The 22,763-nt window shown below is 74.3% G+C and carries 23 protein-coding genes, 1 pseudogene and 1 riboswitch; of the genes and pseudogenes, 13 read left to right on the top strand and 11 right to left on the bottom strand.

Annotation, left to right across the window (positions count from 1 at the left end; all coding sequences use genetic code 11):
* Positions 1 to 2: 2 nt before the first annotated feature.
* Both cofG and AB2L28_RS06220 read left to right on the top strand, forming a co-directional pair.
* Positions 3 to 1,310, top strand: a pseudogene (gene cofG / locus AB2L28_RS06225) (7,8-didemethyl-8-hydroxy-5-deazariboflavin synthase CofG); the annotation flags it as partial.
* Between the two features lie 5 nt (positions 1,311 to 1,315).
* Positions 1,316 to 1,921 (top strand): suppressor of fused domain protein, encoded by a 606-nt coding sequence (locus tag AB2L28_RS06220; protein WP_370717888.1) that lies wholly within the window; start codon positions 1,316 to 1,318, stop codon positions 1,919 to 1,921.
* 127 nt (positions 1,922 to 2,048) lie between these two features.
* Here AB2L28_RS06220 and groL read toward each other — a convergent pair whose 3' ends face one another.
* Positions 2,049 to 3,674, bottom strand: a complete 1,626-nt coding sequence (gene groL / locus AB2L28_RS06215) for a chaperonin GroEL (protein WP_370717887.1) — start codon at positions 3,672 to 3,674, stop codon at positions 2,049 to 2,051.
* A 408-nt stretch (positions 3,675 to 4,082) separates the two neighbouring features.
* Between groL and AB2L28_RS06210 the strand changes: the two genes are divergently transcribed.
* Positions 4,083 to 5,477, top strand: coding sequence for an ATP-binding protein (locus tag AB2L28_RS06210; protein WP_370717886.1), 1,395 nt, complete (start codon positions 4,083 to 4,085; stop codon positions 5,475 to 5,477).
* Between the two features lie 49 nt (positions 5,478 to 5,526).
* Here the strand turns inward: AB2L28_RS06210 and AB2L28_RS06205 are convergent, their stop codons facing one another.
* Entirely contained in the window at positions 5,527 to 5,730 is a 204-nt protein-coding gene (locus AB2L28_RS06205; protein ID WP_179749831.1) for a cold-shock protein, read from the bottom strand.
* Between the two features lie 412 nt (positions 5,731 to 6,142).
* On the bottom strand, positions 6,143 to 6,493 hold the full coding sequence (gene napA / locus AB2L28_RS06200) for a nucleoid-associated protein NapA (RefSeq protein ID WP_370717885.1): 351 nt from the start codon (positions 6,491 to 6,493) through the stop codon (positions 6,143 to 6,145).
* Between the two features lie 226 nt (positions 6,494 to 6,719).
* Here napA and AB2L28_RS06195 point away from each other — a divergent pair, with 226 nt between their 5' ends.
* Positions 6,720 to 7,376 carry a uracil-DNA glycosylase gene (locus AB2L28_RS06195; RefSeq protein ID WP_370718368.1) on the top strand — a complete coding sequence of 219 codons (657 nt, stop codon included), beginning with the start codon at positions 6,720 to 6,722 and terminating at the stop codon, positions 7,374 to 7,376.
* Positions 7,377 to 7,517: 141 nt separating this feature from the next.
* A complete protein-coding gene (locus tag AB2L28_RS06190; RefSeq protein ID WP_370717884.1) occupies positions 7,518 to 8,591 on the top strand; it encodes an aldose epimerase family protein in 1,074 nt (357 codons plus the stop codon).
* A gap of 61 nt (positions 8,592 to 8,652) precedes the next feature.
* On the opposite strand, the gene AB2L28_RS06185 is transcribed toward AB2L28_RS06190, so the two are convergent.
* From AB2L28_RS06185 to AB2L28_RS06175, 3 genes are all read right to left on the bottom strand, one after another.
* Positions 8,653 to 9,414 carry an SDR family NAD(P)-dependent oxidoreductase gene (locus tag AB2L28_RS06185; RefSeq protein ID WP_370717883.1) on the bottom strand — a complete coding sequence of 254 codons (762 nt, stop codon included), beginning with the start codon at positions 9,412 to 9,414 and terminating at the stop codon, positions 8,653 to 8,655.
* Positions 9,415 to 9,562: 148 nt separating this feature from the next.
* Complete coding sequence (locus tag AB2L28_RS06180; protein ID WP_370717882.1) at positions 9,563 to 10,273, bottom strand: GntR family transcriptional regulator; 711 nt, start codon at positions 10,271 to 10,273, stop codon at positions 9,563 to 9,565.
* 38 nt (positions 10,274 to 10,311) lie between these two features.
* Positions 10,312 to 11,223: a LysR family transcriptional regulator gene (locus AB2L28_RS06175; protein ID WP_370717881.1), complete on the bottom strand. Its 912-nt coding sequence runs from the start codon at positions 11,221 to 11,223 to the stop codon at positions 10,312 to 10,314.
* A gap of 66 nt (positions 11,224 to 11,289) precedes the next feature.
* On the opposite strand from AB2L28_RS06175, the gene add reads away from it, so the two are divergent.
* Together add and AB2L28_RS06165 are read left to right on the top strand one after the other, a co-directional pair.
* Positions 11,290 to 12,306 (top strand): adenosine deaminase, encoded by a 1,017-nt coding sequence (gene add, locus AB2L28_RS06170; RefSeq protein ID WP_370717880.1) that lies wholly within the window; start codon positions 11,290 to 11,292, stop codon positions 12,304 to 12,306.
* 88 nt (positions 12,307 to 12,394) lie between these two features.
* The gene (locus AB2L28_RS06165; protein ID WP_370717879.1) at positions 12,395 to 13,849 is read left to right on the top strand and encodes a purine-cytosine permease family protein; all 1,455 of its coding nucleotides are present in this window, start codon (positions 12,395 to 12,397) and stop codon (positions 13,847 to 13,849) included.
* 10 nt (positions 13,850 to 13,859) lie between these two features.
* On the opposite strand, the gene AB2L28_RS06160 is transcribed toward AB2L28_RS06165, so the two are convergent.
* Positions 13,860 to 14,363 (bottom strand): OsmC family protein, encoded by a 504-nt coding sequence (locus tag AB2L28_RS06160; RefSeq protein ID WP_370441903.1) that lies wholly within the window; start codon positions 14,361 to 14,363, stop codon positions 13,860 to 13,862.
* 57 nt (positions 14,364 to 14,420) lie between these two features.
* On the opposite strand from AB2L28_RS06160, the gene AB2L28_RS06155 reads away from it, so the two are divergent.
* The 5 genes from AB2L28_RS06155 (at position 14,421) to AB2L28_RS06135 (ending at position 18,089) form a co-directional block, all read left to right on the top strand.
* The gene (locus AB2L28_RS06155) at positions 14,421 to 15,047 is read left to right on the top strand and encodes a DUF7711 family protein (RefSeq protein ID WP_370717878.1); all 627 of its coding nucleotides are present in this window, start codon (positions 14,421 to 14,423) and stop codon (positions 15,045 to 15,047) included.
* A complete protein-coding gene (locus AB2L28_RS06150) occupies positions 15,044 to 15,226 on the top strand; it encodes a DUF1737 domain-containing protein (protein ID WP_370717877.1) in 183 nt (60 codons plus the stop codon). The genes AB2L28_RS06155 and AB2L28_RS06150 overlap by 4 nt, the downstream gene beginning before the upstream one ends.
* A 41-nt stretch (positions 15,227 to 15,267) precedes the next feature.
* Positions 15,268 to 15,378, top strand: a riboswitch (SAM riboswitch).
* Between the two features lie 67 nt (positions 15,379 to 15,445).
* On the top strand, positions 15,446 to 16,396 hold the full coding sequence (locus AB2L28_RS06145) for a MetQ/NlpA family ABC transporter substrate-binding protein (RefSeq protein WP_370717876.1): 951 nt from the start codon (positions 15,446 to 15,448) through the stop codon (positions 16,394 to 16,396).
* Positions 16,393 to 17,421, top strand: coding sequence for a methionine ABC transporter ATP-binding protein (locus AB2L28_RS06140; protein ID WP_370717874.1), 1,029 nt, complete (start codon positions 16,393 to 16,395; stop codon positions 17,419 to 17,421). The genes AB2L28_RS06145 and AB2L28_RS06140 overlap by 4 nt, the downstream gene beginning before the upstream one ends.
* Before the next feature lie 2 nt (positions 17,422 to 17,423).
* A complete protein-coding gene (locus AB2L28_RS06135) occupies positions 17,424 to 18,089 on the top strand; it encodes a methionine ABC transporter permease (protein ID WP_370717873.1) in 666 nt (221 codons plus the stop codon).
* A gap of 21 nt (positions 18,090 to 18,110) precedes the next feature.
* Here AB2L28_RS06135 and AB2L28_RS06130 read toward each other — a convergent pair whose 3' ends face one another.
* The 3 genes from AB2L28_RS06130 to AB2L28_RS06120 are packed head-to-tail and all read right to left on the bottom strand — an operon-like array spanning position 18,111 to position 21,020.
* Entirely contained in the window at positions 18,111 to 19,037 is a 927-nt protein-coding gene (locus AB2L28_RS06130; protein ID WP_370717872.1) for a diacylglycerol/lipid kinase family protein, read from the bottom strand.
* Positions 19,038 to 19,074: 37 nt separating this feature from the next.
* Positions 19,075 to 20,337 (bottom strand): amidohydrolase, encoded by a 1,263-nt coding sequence (locus tag AB2L28_RS06125; protein ID WP_370717871.1) that lies wholly within the window; start codon positions 20,335 to 20,337, stop codon positions 19,075 to 19,077.
* Positions 20,334 to 21,020, bottom strand: coding sequence for a TetR/AcrR family transcriptional regulator (locus tag AB2L28_RS06120; RefSeq protein ID WP_370717870.1), 687 nt, complete (start codon positions 21,018 to 21,020; stop codon positions 20,334 to 20,336). The genes AB2L28_RS06125 and AB2L28_RS06120 overlap by 4 nt, the downstream gene beginning before the upstream one ends.
* Positions 21,021 to 21,167: 147 nt before the next feature.
* Between AB2L28_RS06120 and AB2L28_RS06115 the strand changes: the two genes are divergently transcribed.
* Complete coding sequence (locus AB2L28_RS06115) at positions 21,168 to 22,553, top strand: FAD-binding oxidoreductase (RefSeq protein ID WP_370717869.1); 1,386 nt, start codon at positions 21,168 to 21,170, stop codon at positions 22,551 to 22,553.
* Positions 22,554 to 22,568: 15 nt separating this feature from the next.
* Here AB2L28_RS06115 and AB2L28_RS06110 read toward each other — a convergent pair.
* Positions 22,569 to 22,763 (bottom strand): hypothetical protein (locus AB2L28_RS06110; protein WP_370717868.1); only part of this gene is annotated, 195 nt, incomplete at its 5' end.

Genomic DNA, 22,763 nt, shown 5'->3' with positions numbered 1-22,763 from the left:
CCGTGAGCACCCCCCTGCCCGATCCCGCCCGCACCCGGCACGCCGCCCCGCCCGAACCCGCCCCGAGCGCGGCGGAGCTCGCCGCGGCGCTGGAGTCCGCGGCCCGCGGCGGCGCCGACGGCTGGGACGGGGCCGGCGCCGAGCGCGAGCACGCCCGCGTCCTGCTGCACGCCCGCGGCGACGACCTCGACCGGCTGTGCGCCCTGGCGCGCCCCGTGCGGGACGAGGCCATGCGCCGCGCCGGTCGTCCCGGCACGATCACTTACTCGCGCAAGGTCTTCGTGCCCATCACCCGGTTGTGCCGGGACCGCTGCCACTACTGCACGTTCGCCACCGTGCCGGGGCGCCTGCCCGTGCTGTACCTGTCCGAAGAGGACGTCCTCGCGATCGCCCGCGAGGGCGCGGCGATGGGCTGCAAGGAGGCCCTGTTCACCCTCGGCGACGCCCCCGAGGACCGCTGGCCGGCCGCCCGCGCGTGGCTCGCCGACCGGGGTTTCTCCTCGACCCTGGAGTACGTGCAGCACCTGGCCCGCCGGGTCCTGGACGAGACGGGTCTGCTGCCGCACCTGAACCCCGGCGTCATGTCCTACGAGGCGCTCGCGGCGTCCCGGCCGCTGGCCCCGTCGATGGGGATGATGCTGGAGACGACGTCGCGGCGGTTGTGGGCCGAACCCGGCCAGGTCCACTACGGCTCCCCGGACAAGGACCCCGAGCTGCGGGTGCGGGTGCTGCGCGACGCGGGCCGGGCGCGCGTGCCCTTCACCAGCGGCGTGCTGCTCGGGATCGGCGAGACGTCCGCCGAACGCGTCGACTCCCTGCTGGCCCTGCGCGACGTCGCCCGCGAGACCGGGGGGATCCAGGAGGTCATCGTGCAGAACTTCCGCGCCAAGGACGACACCGCGATGCGCGGGGAGGCCGACCTGGAGCACCCCGAGTACGTCGCGACGATCGCCGTCGCGCGGCTGCTGCTGGGTGCCGACGTGTCGCTGCAGGCCCCGCCGAACCTGTCCGAACCCGGTCAGCGCGAGCAGCTCCTGGCCGCGGGCGTCGATGACTGGGGCGGGGTGTCCCCGTTGACCCCCGACCACGTCAACCCCGAACGGCCGTGGCCCCAGCTCGACGACCTGGCCGCGACGACCCGCGCCGCCGGGTTCCGGCTGGCCGAGCGGCTGACCGCCCACCCGCGGTTCGTCCTCGACGCCCTCGCGGGGAGCGACACGTGGATCGCGCCGGAGCTGCACGCCGCGGTGGCGGCCCTGGCCGACCCGGCGACCGGGCTCGCGCGCGAGTCCGCCCGGCCCGTGGGCAGGGCCGCGTGAGCGTCCCGGCGCCGCCCCCCAGCGACGCGGAGGTGCGGATGGCGCGGTTCGTGGGCGAGCAGCTCGTGCCCGACGGGCGTCCGCAGATCGAGGAGTTCCTCAACCGCGACGAGACGCTGTCCCTCGACGTGCTGACGGCGGCCGACGCCCCCGGGCCGGGGTTCACCTCGGTGTCCACGCTGACGATGCACCGCTCCCCCAACCTGGTGGGCGGTCCCGGGTCCGGCGTCGACGTGCGCGTCGAGCTCGTCACCGTGCTGGAGGACGTGGAGGAGCGCCTCGCCACGGGCCTGCTCGTGGCCTCGGCCTTCGCCGCGCTCGGGGAACCCTGGCCGTTGTCGCCCTCGACGGTGTTCCCCGGGATCGTCGCCGACCTGCTCGGCGGCCGGACCGAGCACCTGCTGCTCACCGCGCCGGGGAACTTCCCGCGGCTGTCGCGGTACCGGCTGGAACCGGGGGTCGACGTGCACTGGCTGCAGGCCGTCCCCGTCCACGAGAGCGAACGCCGGTTCCTCCTGGAGCACGGGCTGGACGCACTGGAGGAGCGGTTCGAGGCGGCCGAGGTGGCGTTCTACGACGTGACGCGCGACGCCGTCGTCTGAACCGCACCGCCGCCCCGCTCGACCCCGCGCGGGCGGGTGCCCGGGAACGCCACGAGGGCGGCCCCCCGAACGGGAGACCGCCCTCGCGGGTGGTGCCGGTGCTACGTGGTGCCGGGGGTGGCTGGACTCAGAAGTCCATGCCGCCCATGCCACCGTCGCCGGCCGGGGCCGCGGGGGCCTTCTCCGGCTTGTCGGCGATGACGGCCTCGGTGGTGAGGAACAGCGCCGCGATGGAGGCGGCGTTCTGCAGCGCGGAGCGCGTCACCTTGACCGGGTCGTTGATGCCCGCGCCGAGCAGGTCCACGTACTCGCCGGTGGCGGCGTTGAGGCCGTGACCGGTGGGCAGGTTGCGGACCTTCTCCGCCACGACGCCACCCTCGAGACCGGCGTTGACCGCGATCTGCTTGAGCGGGGCCTCGACGGCGACCTTGACGATGTTCGCGCCCGTGGCCTCGTCACCGACGAGGTCGAGCTTCTCGAACGCCGCGGCACCGGCCTGGATGAGGGCCACGCCACCACCGGCGACGATGCCCTCCTCGACGGCGGCCTTCGCGTTGCGGACCGCGTCCTCGATGCGGTGCTTGCGCTCCTTCAGCTCGACCTCGGTCGCCGCGCCGGCCTTGATGACGGCCACGCCGCCGGCGAGCTTGGCGAGACGCTCCTGGAGCTTCTCGCGGTCGTAGTCGGAGTCGCTGCGCTCGATCTCGGCGCGGATCTGGCCCACGCGGCCGGCGATGGCGTCGGCGTCGCCGGCACCCTCGACGATCGTGGTCTCGTCCTTGGTGACGACGACCTTGCGGGCGCGGCCCAGCAGGTCGAGGTCGGCGGTGTCGAGCTTGAGGCCGACCTCCTCGGAGATGACCTGACCACCGGTGAGGATGGCGATGTCGCCGAGCATGGCCTTGCGGCGGTCGCCGAAGCCCGGGGCCTTGACGGCGACGGACTTGAAGGTGCCGCGGATCTTGTTGACGACGAGCGTCGCGAGGGCTTCGCCCTCGACGTCCTCGGCGACGATGACGAGCGGCTTGCCCGACTGCATGACCTTCTCCAGCAGCGGGAGCAGGTCCTTCACCGTGGAGATCTTGGAGTTGAGGATGAGGACGTAGGGGTCCTCGAGCTCGGTCTCCTGACGCTCCGCGTCGGTGACGAAGTAGGGCGAGATGTAGCCCTTGTCGAAGCGCATGCCCTCGGTGAGCTCGAGCTCGAGCCCGAAGGTGTTGCTCTCCTCGACGGTGATGACGCCTTCCTTGCCCACCTTGTCGAGCGCCTCGGCGATGAGCTCGCCGATGGAGGCGTCGCCGGCGGAGATCCCGGCGGTGGCCGCGATCTGCTCCTTGGTGGTGACCTCCTTGGCGGCGCCGAGCAGCTGCTCGGTCACGGCCTCGACGGCCTTCTCGATGCCGCGCTTGAGGCCCATCGGGTTCGCACCCGCGGCCACGTTGCGCAGACCCTCGCGGACGAGCGCCTGGGCCAGGACGGTCGCGGTCGTGGTGCCGTCACCGGCCACGTCGTCCGTCTTCTTGGCGACTTCCTTGACGAGCTCGGCCCCGATCTTCTCGTAGGGGTCGTCGAGCTCGATCTCCTTGGCGATGGAGACACCGTCGTTGGTGATCGTGGGGGCGCCCCACTTCTTCTCCAGGACGACGTTGCGGCCCCGGGGGCCGAGCGTCACCTTGACCGCGTCGGCGAGCTGGTTCATCCCGCGCTCGAGGCCGCGACGAGCCTCTTCGTCGAAGGCGATGATCTTGCTCATGCCTGGTGTTCCTCCCAGAAGACGGGCGGTGGGTGGTCGGAACGGCGCCCGCGACGGACGGCCGGGGACCCCGGGGTCACGTCCCCCGGCGCCCGCAGGCCTCACCGATCCGGCCGGGGAGCTTCGCTCCCGGGTCGAGTTGTCACTCTCGACTCGAGAGTGCCAACGCCAATGTTGGCACTCTCCCCCGTCGAGTGCAAACCCCCGCTGCACGGCACCGGGCGCTGCACCTCCACGTCACCCTTCCCGGGCTCCGCCCCCCGCGCTCCACCCCCGTGCTTCACTCGGGCCATGGCACCCGACCTGGACCTGAGCAGCCAAGCTCCCGTCGGGGGCGGGTTGACCGTGGCAGACCTGTCCACCCAGAACCCGTGGTGGACGGGTCGACCGCAGCAGCGACTGCCTCCGGTGGAACGCTGGCTGTTCGACCGTCTCCTCGCCCGGATCGCCGAGCCCCTGGCACCGGTCCTGCTGGTCCGGGGTCCTCGACAGGTCGGCAAGTCGACCCTCCAGCAGCAGCTCATCCAACGGCTGTTGTCCAGCGGCTTTCCTGCCCGCTCCATCCTGAGGGCCCAGTTCGAGGACGTGCCCTCGCTCCGGCGCTCGTCCCACGCGCTGCTCGACGTGGCAGCGTGGTACGAGACGAACGTGCTGGGCGAGACCTTCAACGAGGCAGCCCACGCCGGCCGACAAGCGGTGCTCTTCCTGGACGAGGCGCAGAACCTCACCGACTGGGACGCTCAGCTGAAGCAGTTGGTCGACAACACCGATGTCGTCTGCGTCGTCACCGGCAGCTCAGCCCTCCGGATCGGACTGGGACGAGACAGCCTCGCCGGTCGCCTGCAGTCCTTCGACCTGGGCACCCTGCGCTTGTCCGAAATCGCCGAGGTCCGCGGCTACGGACAGCTCCCGCCGTTCCAGCGGGAGAACGGCTGGGCGGACTGGCTGACCGCCGACTTCTGGAGTGGTCTCCGGAAGCACGGTGCCGCCCGGAGCGACGTGCGCGATCTCGCCATGGCCGCCTTCTCGGAGCGAGGCGCCTACCCCCGCTCCCACGTGAACGCCGACGTCCCGTGGAACGAGGTCGCCGACCAGCTCAACGAGACCGTCGTGCGTCGCGTCATCCAGCACGACCTCCGGCTGGGGGACCGCGGCCGCAAGCGGGACCCCCAACTGCTGGAGGAGGTCTTCCGCCTGGCCTGCCGCTACGCGGGCCAGGCTCCTCGACCGGCTCTGCTGGCGACGGAGGCCCGCACCAGGCTCCAGGCGAACGTGGGGGACCAGCGGATCCGGCACTACCTGGACTTCCTCGACAGCAGCCTCCTCGTGCGGCAGGTGCCTGCTCTGGAGATCCGTCTCAAGAAGCAGCGCAGCAGCGCCCGACTGTGCTTGTGCGACCACGGTGTGCGTGCGGCCTGGCTCCAGGAAGAGGTTCCGCTGGACCCCGTCCGCCTGGCGGGCAGCCCCCACCTGTCCTCGCTCGCCGGTCACCTCGTCGAGAGTGTCGTCGGCTACTACCTCACGACGTTGTCCGGTCTCGACGTCGCCCACCTCCCGGAGAGGCCAGGCACACCGGAGGTGGACTTCGTCGTCACGGTCGGAACGCGCAGAGTGCCCATCGAGGTGAAGTACCAACGACGCATCCACCCCGAGGAAGACATTCGCGGACTCACGGCCTTCCTGGACCTGCCCGCCAACGAGGCCTCGACCGGTGTGCTGATCTGCCAGGACGCGAATGAGGTCGAGGTGGAGGACAGCCGCGTCGTCCCCGTCTCCTTCGCCGATTTCCTCCTGGTCAGGTGACGGGGTCCGCACCGCGGGCGACCCGCAACCGGGTCGCCCGCGAGCCGACTCAGAGCCCGCGCACGCTCTCGGCCTGCGGGCCCTTCTGCCCCTGACCGACCTCGAACTCGACCCGCTGTCCCTCCTCGAGGGACCGGTAGCCGTCCGCCACGATGGCGGAGTAGTGGACGAACACGTCGGCACCACCGTCGTCGACGGTGATGAAGCCGTATCCCTTCTCGGCGTTGAACCACTTCACGGTGCCCTGAGCCATTGCCTTCTCCTGGTGCAGCGAGCGGAAGACGCCCCCGGCGCGCGCCGGGCACGGGTCTCACGCTGCCCGCGGCCACGGGGCCGTGGGGCACGTCCGATGTGCGCTCCCGGGGAGGGCGTGCTCCTCGAACTGATCGACCGAGGCACAGATTAGTGGGGCCGGGGGCGCGTGGGACAAGGTTCTGTGAACCTCGTCTTCACGGAACGGTCACGACGCCCGGGTCACGGGAGTCCGTCGAGGACCCCGAGCACCGGCTGCAGGACCACCCGCAGGGCCGCGTCGACCCCGACGGCGACGGCGACGAGCACGAGCACCCAGACGAGGACGAGCACCGCGACCCCGGTCGGGCCCCGGCGCGTGCGGTGCGCACCGCGGCGCGCGGCGAGCTGGCGGGGGCGGTGACCCCGAGCGCTCAGGGCTGCACGCCCAGACGGCGGGCCGACCGCGCGCGCTGGCGGCTCGAGCGCATCCGGCGCAGCCGCTTGACCAGCATCGGGTCGTGCGCGAGGGCCGCCGGGGTGTCGATGAGCGCGTTGAGCAGCTGGTAGTACCGCGTCGGGGACAGGTCGAACAACTCGCGCACGGCCTGCTCCTTGGCGCCGGCGTACTTCCACCACTGGCGCTCGAAGGCGAGGATCTCGGCGTCCCGGCGGGTCAACCCCTCGGGCAGCCGGCCGGCCTCGGACCCGCCCCCGGCCTCGCCCACCGACCCCCCCGCGGGCGCCTCGGACTCGATGCGTGCCGTCGCGTCCCAGCTGTCCACGTGCCCCACCCCTCTCGACCGAGCCCCCGGCCAGCAGCTCGAGCGGCAAGTCTAGGAGCGCACCCCGACATCGACGTCCACCTCGGCCCGCGTGGCGCGGCAGGCGTGGCAGGCGCAGCAGGCGCGGCACCGCCCGGGCGTGGGTACCGTCCCCCGGGTGACCACCGACCCGGCCGCCTCACGCCTCCCCCCGGCCTTCCCGGCCACGGCCGCCGACCCGGCCGGTCTGGGCCTCGACGACCTCGACCCCGGCTGGGCGCGGGCGCTGGCCCCGGTGCGCGCCGACCTCGAGCGGGTCTCCGCGGCGCTGGCGGCCGAGCCGGGTGACTGGCTGCCCGCGGCCGGGGACGTCCTGCGCGCGTTCCGCCAGCCCTTCGACGGGGTGCGGGTGCTGCTGGTCGGCCAGGACCCCTACCCCACCGCGGGGCACCCGGTCGGGCTGAGCTTCGCCGTGGAGCCGCACGTGCGACCGCTGCCGCGCAGCCTCGTCAACATCGGCCGCGAGCTGCGCGAGGACGTGGGCGTCGAACCGCCCGCGCACGGCGACCTGTCGTCGTGGACGGGGGCCGGCGTCCTGCTGCTCAACCGCGTCCTCACCGTCCGCGCCGGCAGCTCCGGCTCGCACCGGCGCCTGGGCTGGCAGGCCGTCACCGACGCCGCGGTGCGCGCCCTCGCCGCGCGTGGCGGTCCGCTCGTCGCGCTGCTGTGGGGCAAGGACGCCCAGCAGGTCCAGCCCCTGCTCGACGGCGTCCCCGTCGTCGCGGGCGTGCACCCCAGCCCCCTGTCCGCCTCGCGCGGGTTCTTCGGCTCGCGCCCCTTCAGCCGCGTCGACGCGCTGCTGCGCGAGGCGGGGGGCACGGGGATCGACTGGCGCCTGAGCTGACCCCGTCGCGCCTCCGGCGGGGTTCGGACCGTTGGCCCCTCGCTCTCGTTCATCGAAAGCGAGGGGCCAACGGTCCGACCCCCGGCGCCGCTGGACCGGGGTGGGGCAGGCGCGTCACCCGACCTAGGGCACGATCACCCCATGACGTCCCCCACGGTGCAGCGCAGCCCCTTCGGCCGGACCCGGCGCGGTGAGCCGGTCGAGCGGTGGGAGCTCCGCCTGCCCTCCGGGGCCTCCGCGGCCGTCCTCACCCGCGGCGCCACCCTGCACCGGGTCCGCGTCCCCGACGCCCGGGGCGAGCTCGGCGACGTCGTCGTCGCGCTCGGCGACGTCGCGGCGTACGAGGCCGCCGACGGCTACCCCGGCGCGAGCGTGGGCCGGGTGGCGAACCGGCTGGCGGGCGGGCGGTTCACCCTCGACGGCGTCCAGCACACCGTGCCCCGCAACGACGGCCCCAACGCCCTGCACGGCGGGGCGGAAGGTTTCGACCAGCGGGTGTGGACGGCGGAGGAGACCGAGGCCGACGGTGTCCCGGCGGTCCGGTTCTGCCTGACCAGCCCGGACGGCGACATGGGGTTCCCCGGCACGGTCGAGGTCTCCTGCACGTACTCGCTGCGCCAGGACGGCGAGCAGGTCGTGCTGCGGCTGGACCACCGAGCGAGCACCGACGCCCCGACCCCGGTGAACCTCACGAACCACGCCTACTTCGCGCTCGACGGCGCCGGGTCCGTCGAGGACCACGTCGCGCACGTGGCGGCCTCCCGCTACCTGCCCGTCGACGAGGACCTGATCCCGACCGGGGAACTCGCACCGACCGCGGGCACGCCCTTCGACCTCTCCTCCCCCACCCGCATCGGGGACCGCCTGCGCGACGCCGACGAGCAGCTGCTGCGCGCCGGCGGGTACGACCACTGCCTCGTCCTGGACGACCCGGGGACGTTCCGCGAGGTGGGGTCGGTCTCGGGCCCGCTGTCGGGCCGCACGGTGCGCGTCCGCACCGACCTGCCGGGCCTGCAGTTCTACACGGGCAACTTCCTGACCGGCGCGTGGCGCACGCCGGAGGGCCGGCCCGTCCGGCAGGGCGACGCGCTGTGCCTGGAGACGCAGCTGCTGCCCGACGCGGTGAACCAGCCGGCGCTCGCGGCGCTGGGGGACCCGGTGCTGCGCCCGGGTGCGGAGTTCGCCACGACGACGGAGTACGTGTTCCACACCTGATCCCCCCGCGAACGGGAACGCCCGCCCCGGGTCCGGGGCGGGCGCTCCCGCGTCCGCGGGGTCAGTTGATGTGCTTGCCGCCGTCGACCTGGTAGCTGGCGCCGGTGACGAACCCGGCCTCCTCGGACAGCAGGAACGCGACCACGGCGGCGATGTCGGCCGGGGTCCCGACGCGCCCGACGGGGATCCCCGCGGACATCGCGGCCTTGCGCTCGTCGGTCAGCGTGCCGCCCATGATGTCGGTGTCGACGGGGCCGGGCAGGATCGCGTTGGCGGTGATGCCGTGCGGGCCGAGTTCGCGGGCCGCGCCGCGGGTCAGCCCGAGCACGGCCGCCTTGGCCGCGGCGTAGGAGGTCTTGGAGAACGTCCCGCCGCCGTCGACCGCGGTGATCGAGGAGGTGTTGACGATGCGCCCCACCCCGACCTCGACCATCCGGCGGGCCGCGGCCTGGACCATCAGCAGCGAGCCGGTGGCGTTGACGGCCATCGTCCGGTTCCAGCCCTCCAGGGTGAGGTCCATCAGCGGGGTGGGGTCGGCGACGCCGGCGAGGTTGACCAGGCCGACGACCGGGGGCAGCGAGGCGTCGAACTGCGCGAACGCGTCCGCGACGGAGTCGGGCGAGGCGATGTCGGCGACGACGCCGTGGACCTGCGCGCCCGCGTCGGACAGTTCGCGGGTGATCTCCTCGACGCCGGTCGCGGAGATGTCGACCAGGCCGAGGCTCCAGCCGTCGTCCGCGAGGCGACGGGCCACGACGCGGCCGATGCCGCGGGGTGCGCCGACGCCGGTGACGACGGCCGTGCGGCGGGTGGGGAACTCCATGGGGGTCTCCTGGGGTCGGGGGTCAGCGGACGGGATCGACGGTCGGGTCATCGTCGGGTCGTCGTGGGTCCACGTCTCCGGGAGGGCGCGCACCCGTCGAGGCCAGGGAACATCCAATAGGATCTAGGTGTCAACCCCGTGCGGCACCTCAGCCCTCGCGCGCGCCGTACCCGGCGGCGGCGCTGTCCGCGACCGCCCGCGCGCGCACGGCCTCGAGGTGCTCGCGCATGCGCCCGGCCGCCGCGCGCGCGTCGCGCGACCGCAGGGCCCGCACGAGCGCGCCGTGCTCCGCGACCGCCATCTCGGCGTCGGTGACGCCGTCCCCCACCAGCCGCAGCCGGAACCGCTGGACCTGCCCGTTCAACGCCTCGAAGGCGTCGGCGAGGAACACGTTGCCACCCGCGCGGTTCACCAGCCGGTGGAACTCGTTGTCGGCCCGGTGGTAGTCCTGGTAGTCGGCGAACGACGGCCCCTTGGGCGCCTCCTCCATGCGGTGCACCGTGGCCTCCAGCACGTCGAGCAGGGCGTCGTCGACGCGGGCGGCGGCCGCCGCGGCGTTGTGGCACTCCAGGAGCAGACGCGCGTCCATCAGCTCCTGCACCTCCTGCGGCGAGAGCAGCCCGGCCACCCGGTACCCGCGCATGGCGACCCGCTCGACCAGGCCGGTCCGCTCGATGCGCGCCATCGCCTCCCGCACCGGGGTCGGCGACACCCCCAGGGTCCGGGCCAGACCGTCGATGCTCAAGGGCTCCCCCGGCCCCGCGTTGCCGTCCATGAGCCAGGCCAGCAGCGAGGAGTGCACCGAGTCGGCCAGCGATTCCCGGGCAGGGACGGTCGGTGGGACGGCACGGGGAGTCACCGCCGGATCGTAACGGGCCGCCCTCGCAGCCCCGGGGGTCAGAACGAGGCGAGCAGGTCGGCCACCACCGGGCGCCCGTCGTCGGCGAGGGCAGCCAGGTGCAGCGCGAGGGGTGCGAGGTCGCGCAGCGGGACGAAGGCGATGTCGTCGGACCGGTGCGCCGCCGCCACGGTCGCGGACGTGATCGCCATGGCCCGGCCCGTCGCCACGACGGCCAGCATCTCCTCGACGGTCGTGGCGGGCGGTCCCACGACCACCGGTGAGACCCCCGACGGGCGGGGGTCGACGAGCCAGACGTCCCGGTCGCTGCCCGCGTCGACGATGGGCTCGTCGTCCAGCTCGGCCACGGACAGCGAGCCCGCCCCCGCGAGCCGGTGCCCACCGGCGAAGACCGCGACCCGCTCCACGTCGCTGACGTGGGCGGTCCGCAACCGCGGGTCCACCCCCTGGCCCGGGGCCAGGTGGAGGAAGACGACGTCGACGCTGCCGTCGCGCAGGTCCTGCAGCTCCCGGCCCCAGGGGACGTGCCGCAGGACGACGTCGAGCAGCGGGCTCTCCCGGGTGGCCTCGACCAGGCGGGTCGAGACCCGGCGCGGGGTGGAGGTGCCGATGCCCACCGTGAGGCGTTCGCGCTCCCCCGCCGCGGCGGCGCGGCGGGCCCGGGCCAGGGCCCGGTCCAGGACCTCGCCGACGTGCGCCGCGTCGGCGAGCAGGGCCTGACCGGCGGGCGTCAGCGCCGGCCCCTCGCGGGCCACCCCCCGCGCGTCGCGGACGACGAGCCGGCCCCCGACGAGGGCCTCCATCCGCGCGATCGCCTGGCTCAGCGCCGGCTGGGACACCTGCAGCAACGCCGCCGCGGTCGTGAAGCTGCGTTCGCGCGCGACGGCCACGAGGTAGCGCAACGACCGGACGTCGAGCTCACCCCCACCCCGCCCCGTCCGCTCGCCCACACCCCGGATGCTCGCAGAACAGCTCTTCGTGCGACACGGTGGTCCCGCTCTGCCTAGGTTGGCCCGGTGCCCTCCCCCCGGTCCCTGACCGCGCTGCCGAAGGTCCACGTCCACGCCCACCTCGACGGGTCCTACCCCCGGGACGCCGTGCTCGCCCTGGCGCGCCGGCGCGGCGTCGAGGTCGACCTGCCCGAACGGGTCGGCACCCCCGGCGGACCCGGTGGCTGGCGGGACGTGTGGGAGTTCTTCGAGGCGTACGGCCGCGTCCCGGCGCTCGTGGCCGACCTCGACGACCTCGCCGAGCTGTGCGAGGCCCTGGTCGCCCAGGAGGCCGCGCAGGGCGTCGTCTACTTCGAGCCCGCCGTCGAGCCGCAGCTGTACGCGCCCCGGCTGGGCAGCCTGCGCGACGTGACGCGCGTCGTCCTGGCGGCGCTCGCGGACGCGGCGGCGCGGCACGGGATCGAGGTCGGGGCGCTCGTGACCGTGAACACCGACCAGGACGAACCGGTCGCCGCGGACCTGACGGACGTCGCCGTCGAGTTCGCCGGAGCGGGCGTCACGGCGTTCGGGACGGCGGGTTTCGAGGAGCCGTCCGGGCTGCACCGGTTCGCCGACCACGCCGCGCGGGCCCGCGCCGCCGGGTTGCCGGTCGTCGCGCACGCCGGGCAGACCGGCGGCTGGGAGTGCGTCGCCGAGGCCGTCGACGTCCTCGGCGCGTCGCGGATCTCGCACGGCGTGCGGTCGGTGGAGAACCCCGCCTTCGTGCGGCGGCTCGTCGAGGCGGGCGTCGTCCTGGACGTGGCCCCCGTCTCCAACGTCGCGCTGGGCGTCGTCCCCGACCTCGCCTCCCACCCGGCCCCGGTCCTGCACCGCGCGGGGGTGGGCCTCACCCTCAACGCCGACGACCAGCTGTGGTTCGGCCGCGGGGTGAGCGAGCAGTACGCCGTCGCCCGCGACGTGTGGGGGTTCTCCGACACCGACCTCGCCGCGCTCGCCGGGCACGGGTCGCGCGTGACGGGGATGAGCGCGCGCACGCGGCGGGTCCTCGGTGCCGGTCTGGCGGCCTGGCTGGACGGCGCGTGAGCCGGGGACGGCCGCGCCGGCGCCCTACGCTGCCTCGGGTGATCATCGACGCGGACCGCGACGGGCCGGACGAGGCGGGGGGACGACGGTGAGCGAGGTGCCCGCGACCCCGCAGGCCCGCGTGGGCGGGGTGGAGGTCGAGCTCAACGGCGTCAACGCCGTCGGCCAGGACGAGCGGCACGGCCGGCCCCGCGACCTGTTCTGGCCCTGGTTCGCCGCGAACGTGTCGGTGCTGGCCGTCAGCTACGGGTCCTTCGTCCTCGGCTTCGGCATCTCGTTCTGGCAGGCGACCGGGGTCTCGGTGGCCGGGGTGTTCCTGTCCTACGTCGTCGTCGGCCTCGTCGCCATCGCCGGCAAGCGCGGGTCGGCGCCCACGATGACGTTGTCCCGCGCGGCCTTCGGCGTCCACGGCAACCGGCTGCCCTCGCTCGTGTCGTGGTTGCTGACGCTGGGGTGGGAGACGTCGCTGGCCGCCGTCGCCGTCCTCGCGACCGCGACGGTGCTGGACCGCCTCGGCGCCGGCGGCGGGACGGGCACCAAGCTCGTCGCGCTCGTCGTCGTGGTCGGGCTCGTCGTGCTCGCCGGGACGCTCGGCTTCCGCGTCATCATGCGGGTGCAGCGCTGGATCACCGTCGTCACCGCGGTGCTGACGGTGGCGTACATCGTCTTCGCCGCCGGGTCCATCGACCTCGGCACCGTGCTCGCCCTGCCCGCCGGGGACACCGCCGCCGTCGTCGGCGCCTTCACGATGGTCATGACCGGGTTCGGGCTCGGCTGGGCCAACGCCGCGGCCGACTACTCCCGGTACCTGCCGCGGGACGCCTCCAGCGGAGGCGTCGTGCTCTGGACGACGCTCGGGTCCTCCCTGGGCCCGGCCGTGCTCCTCGTCTTCGGCGCGCTCGTCGTCGGCTCGCAGCCCGGCCTGAGCGAGACCGTCGCCCAGGACCCCGTCGGGGCGCTCACGGGGATCCTGCCGACCTGGTTCCTCGTCCCGTTCGCCGTCGTCGCGGTCCTCGGCCTCGTCGGCGGCGCGGTCATGGACATCTACTCCTCCGGCCTGGCGCTGCTGAACGTCGGGCTGCGCGTGCCGCGGCCGGTCGCCGTCCTGCTCGACGGCGCGCTCATGGTCGCCGGCGCCGTCTACATCGCCTTCTTCTCCGCCGACTTCCTCATCCCGTTCCAGGGGTTCCTCATCACCCTGGGCGTGCCGATCGCGGCGTGGGCGGGGATCTTCCTCGCCGACCTCGCGACGCGGAGCGCCGGTTACGCCGAGGACGAGCTGCTGGACCCCCGCGGCCGGTACGGCGCCGTGCGGCCCCTCGCGCTGGGGACGATGGTCGTCGCGACGGTCGTGGGCTGGGGCCTGGTCACCAACGGCGGCGCGAGCTGGCTGACGTGGCAGGGCTACCTGCTCGGGCCGATCGGCGGCCGCGACGGCGAGTGGGCCTACGCCAACATCGGCGTCCTGCTGGCCCTGGTCCTCGGGTTCGCCGTCGTCGCCGTGTTCGGGCGGGGCGAGGTGCGGCGGCAGGAGCGCCGCTGACGCGCACCCGTCAGGCGCGCTGGACGGTGACCTTCGGCGGGGTCTGCAGCGTCTGGGCGATGACGCAGTAGCGCTCGGCCAGGGTGATCATCTTCTGCTCGGTCGCCTCGTCGGCGTCGGAGGTGAAGTCGAAGGTGATGGTCACGTCGGTGATCCCGACGGGCACCTCCCTGGCCACGCCGAGGGTGCCGCGGGCGTCCCAGTGGGCCTCGGCGGTCACGGACGCGTTCCGCAGCTCCACGCCCATCGCCGTCGCGACGCTGCGCAGCGTCACCCCGGCGCACGCGGCGACGGCCTCGCAGAGCATGTCGGCCGAGCAGGCCTCGGTGCCGTCACCCCCGGCGGCGGGGTGCAGACCCGCGCGGGTCGTCCCGGCGAACCCGTCGACGGAGACGCCGATGGACTGCCCGTCCAGCACGGCGACGGCCTTGGCCGGCACCAGCGCCTTGGCCGGATCCTCCCGGTAGGAGTCCTTCAACGGCTTCTGCAGGGCCCTCAGTTCGGTCGAATCCACCGGCGAAGCTTAGGCCCGGGGGCGGGCGGGCCCGCAACCTCGACCACACTGGGTCCGGTGAAGTGGACGACCGCCCTGCGCACCCTCGAGGACGTCGCCGAGCGCTGCGCGCACGTGCACCGCCAGCCCGCCGGGATCGTGACGCTCCGGGTCACCGAGGCGTGGGTGCACGGCCCCCTGCTCGGCCCCCGCCGCGAGGAGCTGCCGGACGCCGACGCCGTGCGGGTCGCGCTCGTGACGAGCGCGGCCGAGGAGGACTGCGCGGCCGGCACCCGGCCGCCCGTGGCCGGGCACTGGCTCGCGGCGTCGGGGCTGGGGACGAAACCGGTCGTCCTGCGGTTCCGGTCCGCGCAGGCCCCCGTGTGGAACCACGTCGTCGACCGCCCGGTGCGGTTCTGGACGGCCGAGGAGGGTCCGGACCACGACGTCCTCGTGCAGCTGCGCGCGGGCGACGGGGAGTCGCTGCGCCCGCCGGCCCCCTCCCCCGCCGAGCTCGTCGAGCGCCTGGAGCGCGAACTGCGGGTGAGCCGCGGGGCGTTGCGCCGCACCGCGACCGAGTACGACGAGAAGCGCTGGGCACCGGGGTCGCCGAAGAAGCGGGGCGACGCCCTCGCCGACGCGGCCCTGGGGCTGCTCGCGGTCGAGGACGCGCTGGAGCGGGCCCGGGCTACCCTGCCCGGGTGAGCGAGGAGAAGCTGAGCTACCGCCTGCTGACCGGCCCCGACGACCGCTCGTTCTGCGAGAAGGTCAGCGCCGCCCTCGCCGACGGGTACGTCCTGTTCGGCGGCCCCTCGCTCACCACGACCGACGGGCGGACGGTCGCCGCGCAGGCCGTCGTGCTCCCCCACGTGCACCGGTCCTGAGGGCGGCCGGCCACCGCACCACCGGTGCTAGGGTTCCCCCAGGTCATGAGTGACAGCGACAAGCCCTGGCTCGCTGTCCGGCAACCCTCCTCCGCGGTGGGGTGCCCCAGGTGAGGACCTGGCCGGACGACCCCGTCCGGCAAGCGCGGATCAACGGACGCCGTCGATCACGGAGTGCTGCGAGCCGCGCGCCCGCCGAACGACTCCCGGAGTGATCGCGTGTCCAACGCCCCCGTCCTGCCCGACAAGCCCAAGCGCCGCGGCCTCCTCGTCGGCGTCATCGCCGCGATCGCCGTCGTGATCGTCGTGGTCGTCGCCGTCGTCCTGAGCACCCGGGACGACACCGCCACCACCGCGGCGAGCGGCGGCGGTGAGGCGCAGACCGTCACGATCGGTGTCGCGGACAAGTCGCTGCCGTACTGGAGCACCTACACCGAGCTCGCGAAGTCGAAGCTGAACGTCGACGTCGAGCTCGTCAACTTCTCCGACTACACCCTGCCGAACCCGGCGCTGGAGCAGGGCGAGCTGGATCTCAACCAGTTCCAGCACATCCAGTACCTGGCGAACTACAACGTCGAGGCCGGTGACGACCTGCAACCCATCGGGGCCACCGCCGTCTACCCGCTGCCGCTGTACTCCCTCACCGCGAAGTCCGCCTCGGAACTGCCCGCCGACGCGAAGGTCGCGATCCCCAACGACGCCATCAACGAGGCCCGTGGCCTGCTCGTGCTGCAGGAGGCCGGTCTGGTGACGCTGAAGGACGGCGGCACGGCGTTCTCCACGACGAACGACATCGAGTCCGGCAAGGTCGAGGTCGTCCCCGTGTCCGCGGACCAGACCGCGAGCGCGCTGCAGAGCGGTTCGGTCGCCGCCGCGATCGTCAACAACAACTACGCCACGGCCGCGAAGCTGCCGACCGACGACATCATCGTCCAGGACGACGCGAAGTCGGCCGCCGCGGCGCCGTACGTCAACATCTTCACGGCCCGCAAGGCCGACGCCACGAACGAGACGTACCTGCAGCTGGCCCAGCTGTGGCACGACCCGGCCGTGCAGGAGGTGTTCCTGCAGGACAACCCGACCGCGATCGTCGAGGACACCCCGGCCGCCGACCTGCAGGCGGAACTGACCGAGGTCGAGGCCGACGCGAAGGCCGCCAAGGGCAAGTGAGCGCGCTCATCTCGCTGACGGACGTCAGCAAGACCTTCGACCGTCGTGGCGGCAAGACCGTCACGGCGGTCGACGGCGTCTCCCTCGAGGTCGCCGAGGGCGAGGTCCTCGCCGTCATCGGGTACTCGGGAGCGGGCAAGTCCACCCTGGTCCGGCTCATCAACGCGCTGGAGAGACCCACGTCGGGCAGCGTCCGCGTCGCCGGGCAGGACCTCACGAGGTTGTCCGAGGGGGAACTGCGCGCGGCCCGGTCCCGCATCGGGATGATCTTCCAGCAGTTCAACCTGTTCCGGTCCCGGACCGTCGCCGGGAACGTCGGCTACCCGTTGAAGGTCGCGGGGGTCGCGAAGGACGAGCGCGACCGGCGCACCGCCGAACTCCTCGACTTCGTGGGGTTGCTCGACCGCGCCCACGCCTACCCCGAGCAGTTGTCGGGCGGGCAGAAGCAGCGCGTCGGGATCGCCCGCGCGCTGGCGACGAACCCGCCGCTGCTGCTGTGCGACGAGGCGACGAGCGCGCTGGACCCCGAGACGACGACCGAGGTGCTCTCGCTGCTGCGCCGGGTGAACACCGAACTCGGCGTCACCATCGTCGTCATCACCCACGAGATGGAGGCCGTGCGGCAGATCGCCGACCGCGTCGTCGTGATGGAACAGGGCCGGGTCGTCGAGGTCGGGGACGTCTACGACGTCTTCTCGGACCCGAAGACCCCTGCGGCGCAGCGTTTCGTGCGCAGCGCCACGCACGACCGCCCGTCGGCGGACACGCTGGCGCGCCTGCGCACCCACCACCCCGGCCGGCTCGTGAGCGTCCGCATCACCGACGAACCGGGACTTCAGCAACGGATCGACGCCGTCTTCCGGGACCACGGGACCACCGCCGAACTGGTGTACGGCGGGGTCTCGGAGGTCCGCGAGCGGCGGGCCGGTTCCCTCACCTACGAACTGACCGGTACCCCCGATGCGGTCGACGCGGCCTCGGCCGCGCTGCGGTCCGCCGGGGTCCACGTGGTCGAGGAGGTCTGACCGTGGACTTCAGCGGGTTCGTCGACACCCTCGGCGTGTTCAGGACCGCGATCTGGCAGACGCTGTTCATGGCGGTCGTCTCGCTCGTCGCCTCCGGCGTCATCGGGCTCGTCCTCGGGACGGCGCTGTACGCGACGCGGCCGGGCAACCTGTTCGGCAACCGGTTCGTCTTCGGGCTCATCGGGTTCGTCGTGAACCTGGTGCGCCCCATCCCGTTCATCATCTTCCTCGCCGCGATCACCCCGCTGCAGATCGCGGCCGTCGGGACGACGATCGGCACGACGGCGGTGACGTTCGCGATCTCGTTGGCCGCGGCGTTCGCGGTGGCCCGCATCGTCGAGCAGAGCCTGGTGAACGTCGACCCGGGCGTCGTCGAGGCGGCCCGCGCCGTGGGGGCCTCGCGGCTGTCGATCCTCGTCGGCGTCGTCATCCCCGAGGGCCTCGGCCCGCTCATCCTGGGCTACACGTTCATCTTCATCGGCATCGTCGACATGACGGCGCAGGCCGGTCTCGTCGGCGGCGGTGGGCTGGGCGACTACGCCATCACGTACGGCAAGCAGCGCTACGACTACGGGATCATCTACGTCGCCGTCGCGGCGATCGTCGTCATCGTGCAGGTGGGGCAGGTCGTGGGCAACCGCCTCGCGCGCAGCGTCATGCGCCGCTGACCCCCGGACCGCCCGGGCCCGTCAGGGGCACACCACCCGCCAGACGTCGGCGTGCATCTCGAAGCGCTCCGACGTCTGGGGGCCGGTGACCTCCCCGTCGGAGTTCAGCCGGAAAGACCCCGACTCGGCGGTGATCTCCACGACCTTCCCCGTCGCCGTGGTGACGTCCTGGCGCTCGACGTGGACCCCGCGGCGCAGGCCGGCCGCGAACCCGAGCCGGGCGAGCGGACCCGTGGACGTGCTCAGCACGACGTCGGCCACCCCGTCGTGCGGGTCGGCGCCCGGCACGAGCGGGGCTCCGCCGCCGATGGTGCCGCCGATGCCGATGCCGACCAGGAGGACGGGCTCGGGTCCCGGGGCGACGACCTGCCCGTCGACCTGCACGCGCAACCGGAACCCCCGGCCCGCGCTGACCCCGGCCCAGGCGGCACCGACGGGGTAGGCCAGCGCCTTCAGCCCTTTCTTGAGCCGCTGCGCGGTCGCCGTCGCGGACGCCCCGATCCCGGCGTGGACGGTGTTGACGGTGATCCGGTCCTGGGAGTCGACGAGCAGTTCGAGCTCACGCGGGCGTCCCGTCGTGACGACTCGGGCCGCGGCGACCGGGTCCAGCGGCAGCCGCAGCGACCGGGCGAGGTCGTTGCCGGTGCCGAGCGGCACGACCCCCAGCGGGCCCACGTCCCACGTCCGGTGCGCGTCCCAGAGCAGCTGCAGCGCGGCGTGCAGGGAACCGTCACCGCCCAGGAGGACGACGCGGCGGCCCTCGGCGCCCAGCAGCGACTCGCGCAGCTCGTCGAGGCTGCCGGTGCGGCGCAGCTCGACGTCCCCGGCACGGCCGAGCTCACCGACCACGGCGTCCACGGCGTCGGGGCGCGCCGACCCGGCCGCGGCGTTGACGAGGGCGAGGTAGCTCCGGCCGTGCTGCCCGTCCCGGTTCTCCTGGTCGCTCACGCGGGGGCCGCCGTCCCCGCGCGCCCCCGGGCGCCGCTCACACCGGGCTCCACGCGCCGTCGTGCCCGAGGACCTCGCCCCGCCCGTCCCACCGGTAGACCGACCGACCGCCCAGGACGACGTGGACCGCGCGGGACATCACGTCCAGGGGGTTCCCGGACCACACGACGACGTCGCCGTCGAGGCCGGGGGCGAGGGAGCCGACGCGGTCGTCGAGACCGAGGATGACGGCGGGGTTGAGCGTGAGGGCGCGCAGCGCCTCGTCGGGGTCCATGCCCTCCTTGACCGCGAACGCGGCCGAGACGGGCAGGAACTGGATCGGGACGACGGGGTGGTCGGTCGTCAGCGCCACCTGCAGGCCCGCCCCGGCGAGCAGCCCGGGGACCGCGAGGGAGCGGTGCCGCAACTCGGGTTTGGACCGGGAGGTCAGCAGCGGCCCGACGACGGCCGGCAGTCCGCGCCCGCGCAGCAGGTCCAGGACGCGGTGGCCCTCGGTGACGTGGTTGAGGACGAGCCGGTAGCCGAACTCGTCGGCGAGCCGCACCGCGGTCGCGATGTCGTCGGCGCGGTGGGCGTGCTGGTGCCACAGCAGTTCCCCGTCCAGGACGCGGGCGAGCACCTCCGCGTCGCGGTCGGCCCCCGTCACCGGGCCGGGCCGTCCCCCGGCCGCGGCGGCACGGTCGCGGTCGTCCGCGAACCGCCGCGCGGTGGCGAAGGCGTCGCGTAGGGCCGCGGCCACCCCCATCCGGGTGCCGGGGCCCCGCCCACCCGAGGAGTTCTTCTTGGGGTTCTCCCCCAGCGCGCTCTTCACCCCCAGCGGCGCGCGCAGCAGCATGGCGTCGACGGTGGCTCCCCAGGTCTTCAGGGCGCTCGTCTGACCCCCGACGACGTTCGCCGAGCCGGGCAGGACGGCGACGGTCGTGACACCGGTGGCGAGGGCGTCGACGAAACCCCGGTCGGCGGGGTCGACGCCGTCCCACGTGCGCAGGCGGGCCCCGCGGGGTTCGCCCTTCTCGTTGACGTCCGCGCCGTGCCAGCCCTCACCCTCGGCGTGGACGCCGAGGTGGGTGTGGGGGTCGACGAGACCGGGCAGGACCCAGCGGCCGGTGGCGTCGACGACGGGGACGCCCGCGGGCACGGGGACGTCGGGACCCACGGCGGCGATGCGCCCGTCGCGGACGAGGACGGTCGCGGGGACGGAACCGCCGCGCCACTGCGGGGTCAGGGTGAGGACGTCGCCCCCGACGACGGCGACGTCACGTCCCGGGGAGCCGCTGCCTCGCTCGGTCACCTCGATCACGTCGGCCACTGTCGCAGCCGCGCAGGTGCCGCGCCCGCCGGCGGTGTCGCCCGGCCCGGGTCGGGCGCCGGGTCGGCGAGGGCGTCCTCGACGGCCCGCGACGCCTGCCGGACGAGCCACAGCTCGGCCTGCCCGCTGTCCCAGCCCCGGTCGTCCACGAGCAGCGCGTACCCGTGGAAGCCGAAGTAGAACCACAGGACGTCCATGACCTGGCGGTGGGCCTGCGGCCTGGCCGTCAGGTCGACGATCCGGGTGACGCAGGCCCCCACGTCGGCCTCGTACCGGTGCCGGACGTCGACGAGGAGGGCCGCGACGGAGGGTTCGTGCGGCGCCGTCGCCAGGACGACCTCGATGACGTCGCCCCACTCGTCGCGCACGCGACGCACCCCCGAGGCCAGCTCGGAGACGGCGTCCTCGACGCGGCGGCAGCGCGCGACGCCCTCGAGGGACTCGCGGACCGCCGGGGTGGTCGCCCACGCCTCGACGAGCTCGAGCAGCAGCCCCTGCTTCCCCCCGGTGGTCGCGTAGACCGTCGCGGGGGCGACACCGGCCGCCCGGGCGATCTGCTCGACCGTGGTCTGGAAGTAGCCCTGCGCGGCGAAGAGGCGGCGAGCGGCGTGCACGACGGCGCTGCGGTTCGCGCGGGCGACCTCGGCGCGGCGACCGTCGGGCGGCAGGGGCACGACAGGAAGGTTACCCGGCGCACCGATCCGTTGCGGGACACCGGAACGTGACGTCGAGTGAAGGTTTCGCCGGAGTTGCACTCCGGTGAAGCGGTCGGGAGGATCGACCCACGGTTGAGACACAACCGCCGGGGAGAGGGCGGGCGCGTGCGGGTCGGGGTCGCGGAGACGTTCGTCCACGAGCTGCGCGGACGCATCCCCGGCGAGCGGGTGGTCTGCGGCCCGGACGCCCTCGCGCTGGCCTGCCGCCCGCCCGACGCCGCGGCCGGCACCGGTCCCGCCGCGCTCGTCCGCTGCCGGCACGCCGCCGACGTCCTGCTCGCGGTCCGGGCCGCGCGCGAGGCGGGACTGCCGCTGTCCGTGCTGGGCCGCGGGCACGACCGGGCCGGCCGCTCCCCCGTCGCGGGCGGGGTCGTCCTCGACGTGCAGGACCTGCGGTCGGTCGCGGTCGACCCGGCGACGGCCACCGCCCACGTCGGCGGCGGGGTCAGCAGCCTCGACGTCGCCGTGGCGGGCGCCCCGCACGGGCTGGTCCCCGTGACCGGCTGGCGCGGGGACGCCGGGCTCGTCGGCCTCAGCCTCGGCGGTGGCTGCGGGCCCCTGACGGGCCGGGCCGGGCTGGCCGCCGACAACCTCCTCGGCGCGGTGGTGGTGCTCGCCGACGGCACGCGGGTCGACACCGACGACGACCCCGACCTGCTGTGGGCGCTGCGCGGGGGCGGCGGCGACGTCGGCGTGGTCGTCCAGGCCCGTCTCGCGCTGCACCGGGCGCGGGTGCTGGTCGGCGGGACGATCGTGTACCCGTGGTCGCGGGCCCCCACGGTCCTGGCGGGGCTGGCGGACCTGCTGGGCTCGGCCCCGGACGAGCTGACGGTGCGCTCCGGCGTCCGCCGGGACCCCGACGGCCGGCCGGTCGTGGTGGTCCAGCCCGTGTGGTCCGGTGACCCGGCCGCCTGGACGGGACGTCCGGGGCCCGTCCCCCACCTGGCGACGCTCGGCACCCCGCTCAGCACGGACGTGGCCCCGCTCACGCTCGTCAGCCTGCTCGGCGACGAGGACCGCGCCCGGCAGGTCGGCGGCGCAACCCGGCACGAGCTGGTCCGCACCCGCACGCTCGAACGGCTCGACCCGGCGGCCACCCAGGCCCTCCTGGACGCCGGCCGGACGATGACCTCCCCGCGCTCACGGGTGTGGCTGCACCACTTCCACGGGGCCGCCGACCGCGTCGACCCCGCCTCGGCCGCGCTGCCGCTGCGCCGGCCCCACCTCGTGGCCGAGGTCGTCGCCGGCTGGGACGAGGCCGGCCGCGGCGCCCTGCACCGCGCCTGGGCCGACCGCGTCGCCGCCCGCCTGTCCTGGACGGCGCTCGGCGGCGACGCGACCCCCCTGGGGCCGGGAGAGGCCGACCGGGTCACCGACGTCCACGGGACCGACGCCGTGCGCCTGCTGGAGCTGAAGACGCGGTACGACCCCGACGGCATCTTCCGGTCCCCGCCGCCGCCACAGTCCGACTCCGCCACGACGCCGGCCTGACTACCTCAGAACGGGTCACAGGCAATCTGCGTGTAGAGCCACCCGCCGACCACGAGGAGATCTTCCGATCACCGGCCGCGGCAGCGGCAGCGGCAGCGGCAGCGGCAGCGGCAGCGGCAGCGGCAGCGGCAGCGGCAGCGGCAGCGGCAGCGGCAGCGGCAGCGGCAGCGGCAGCGGCAGCGGCAGCGGCAGCGGCAGCGGCAGCGGCAG

It is taken from the genome of Kineococcus mangrovi, from assembly GCF_041320705.1.
Taxonomy (GTDB): Bacteria; Actinomycetota; Actinomycetes; order Actinomycetales; family Kineococcaceae; genus Kineococcus; species Kineococcus mangrovi.
Note: the sequence above shows the minus strand (reverse complement) of the source record. Positions and strands in the feature narration are given on the sequence as shown.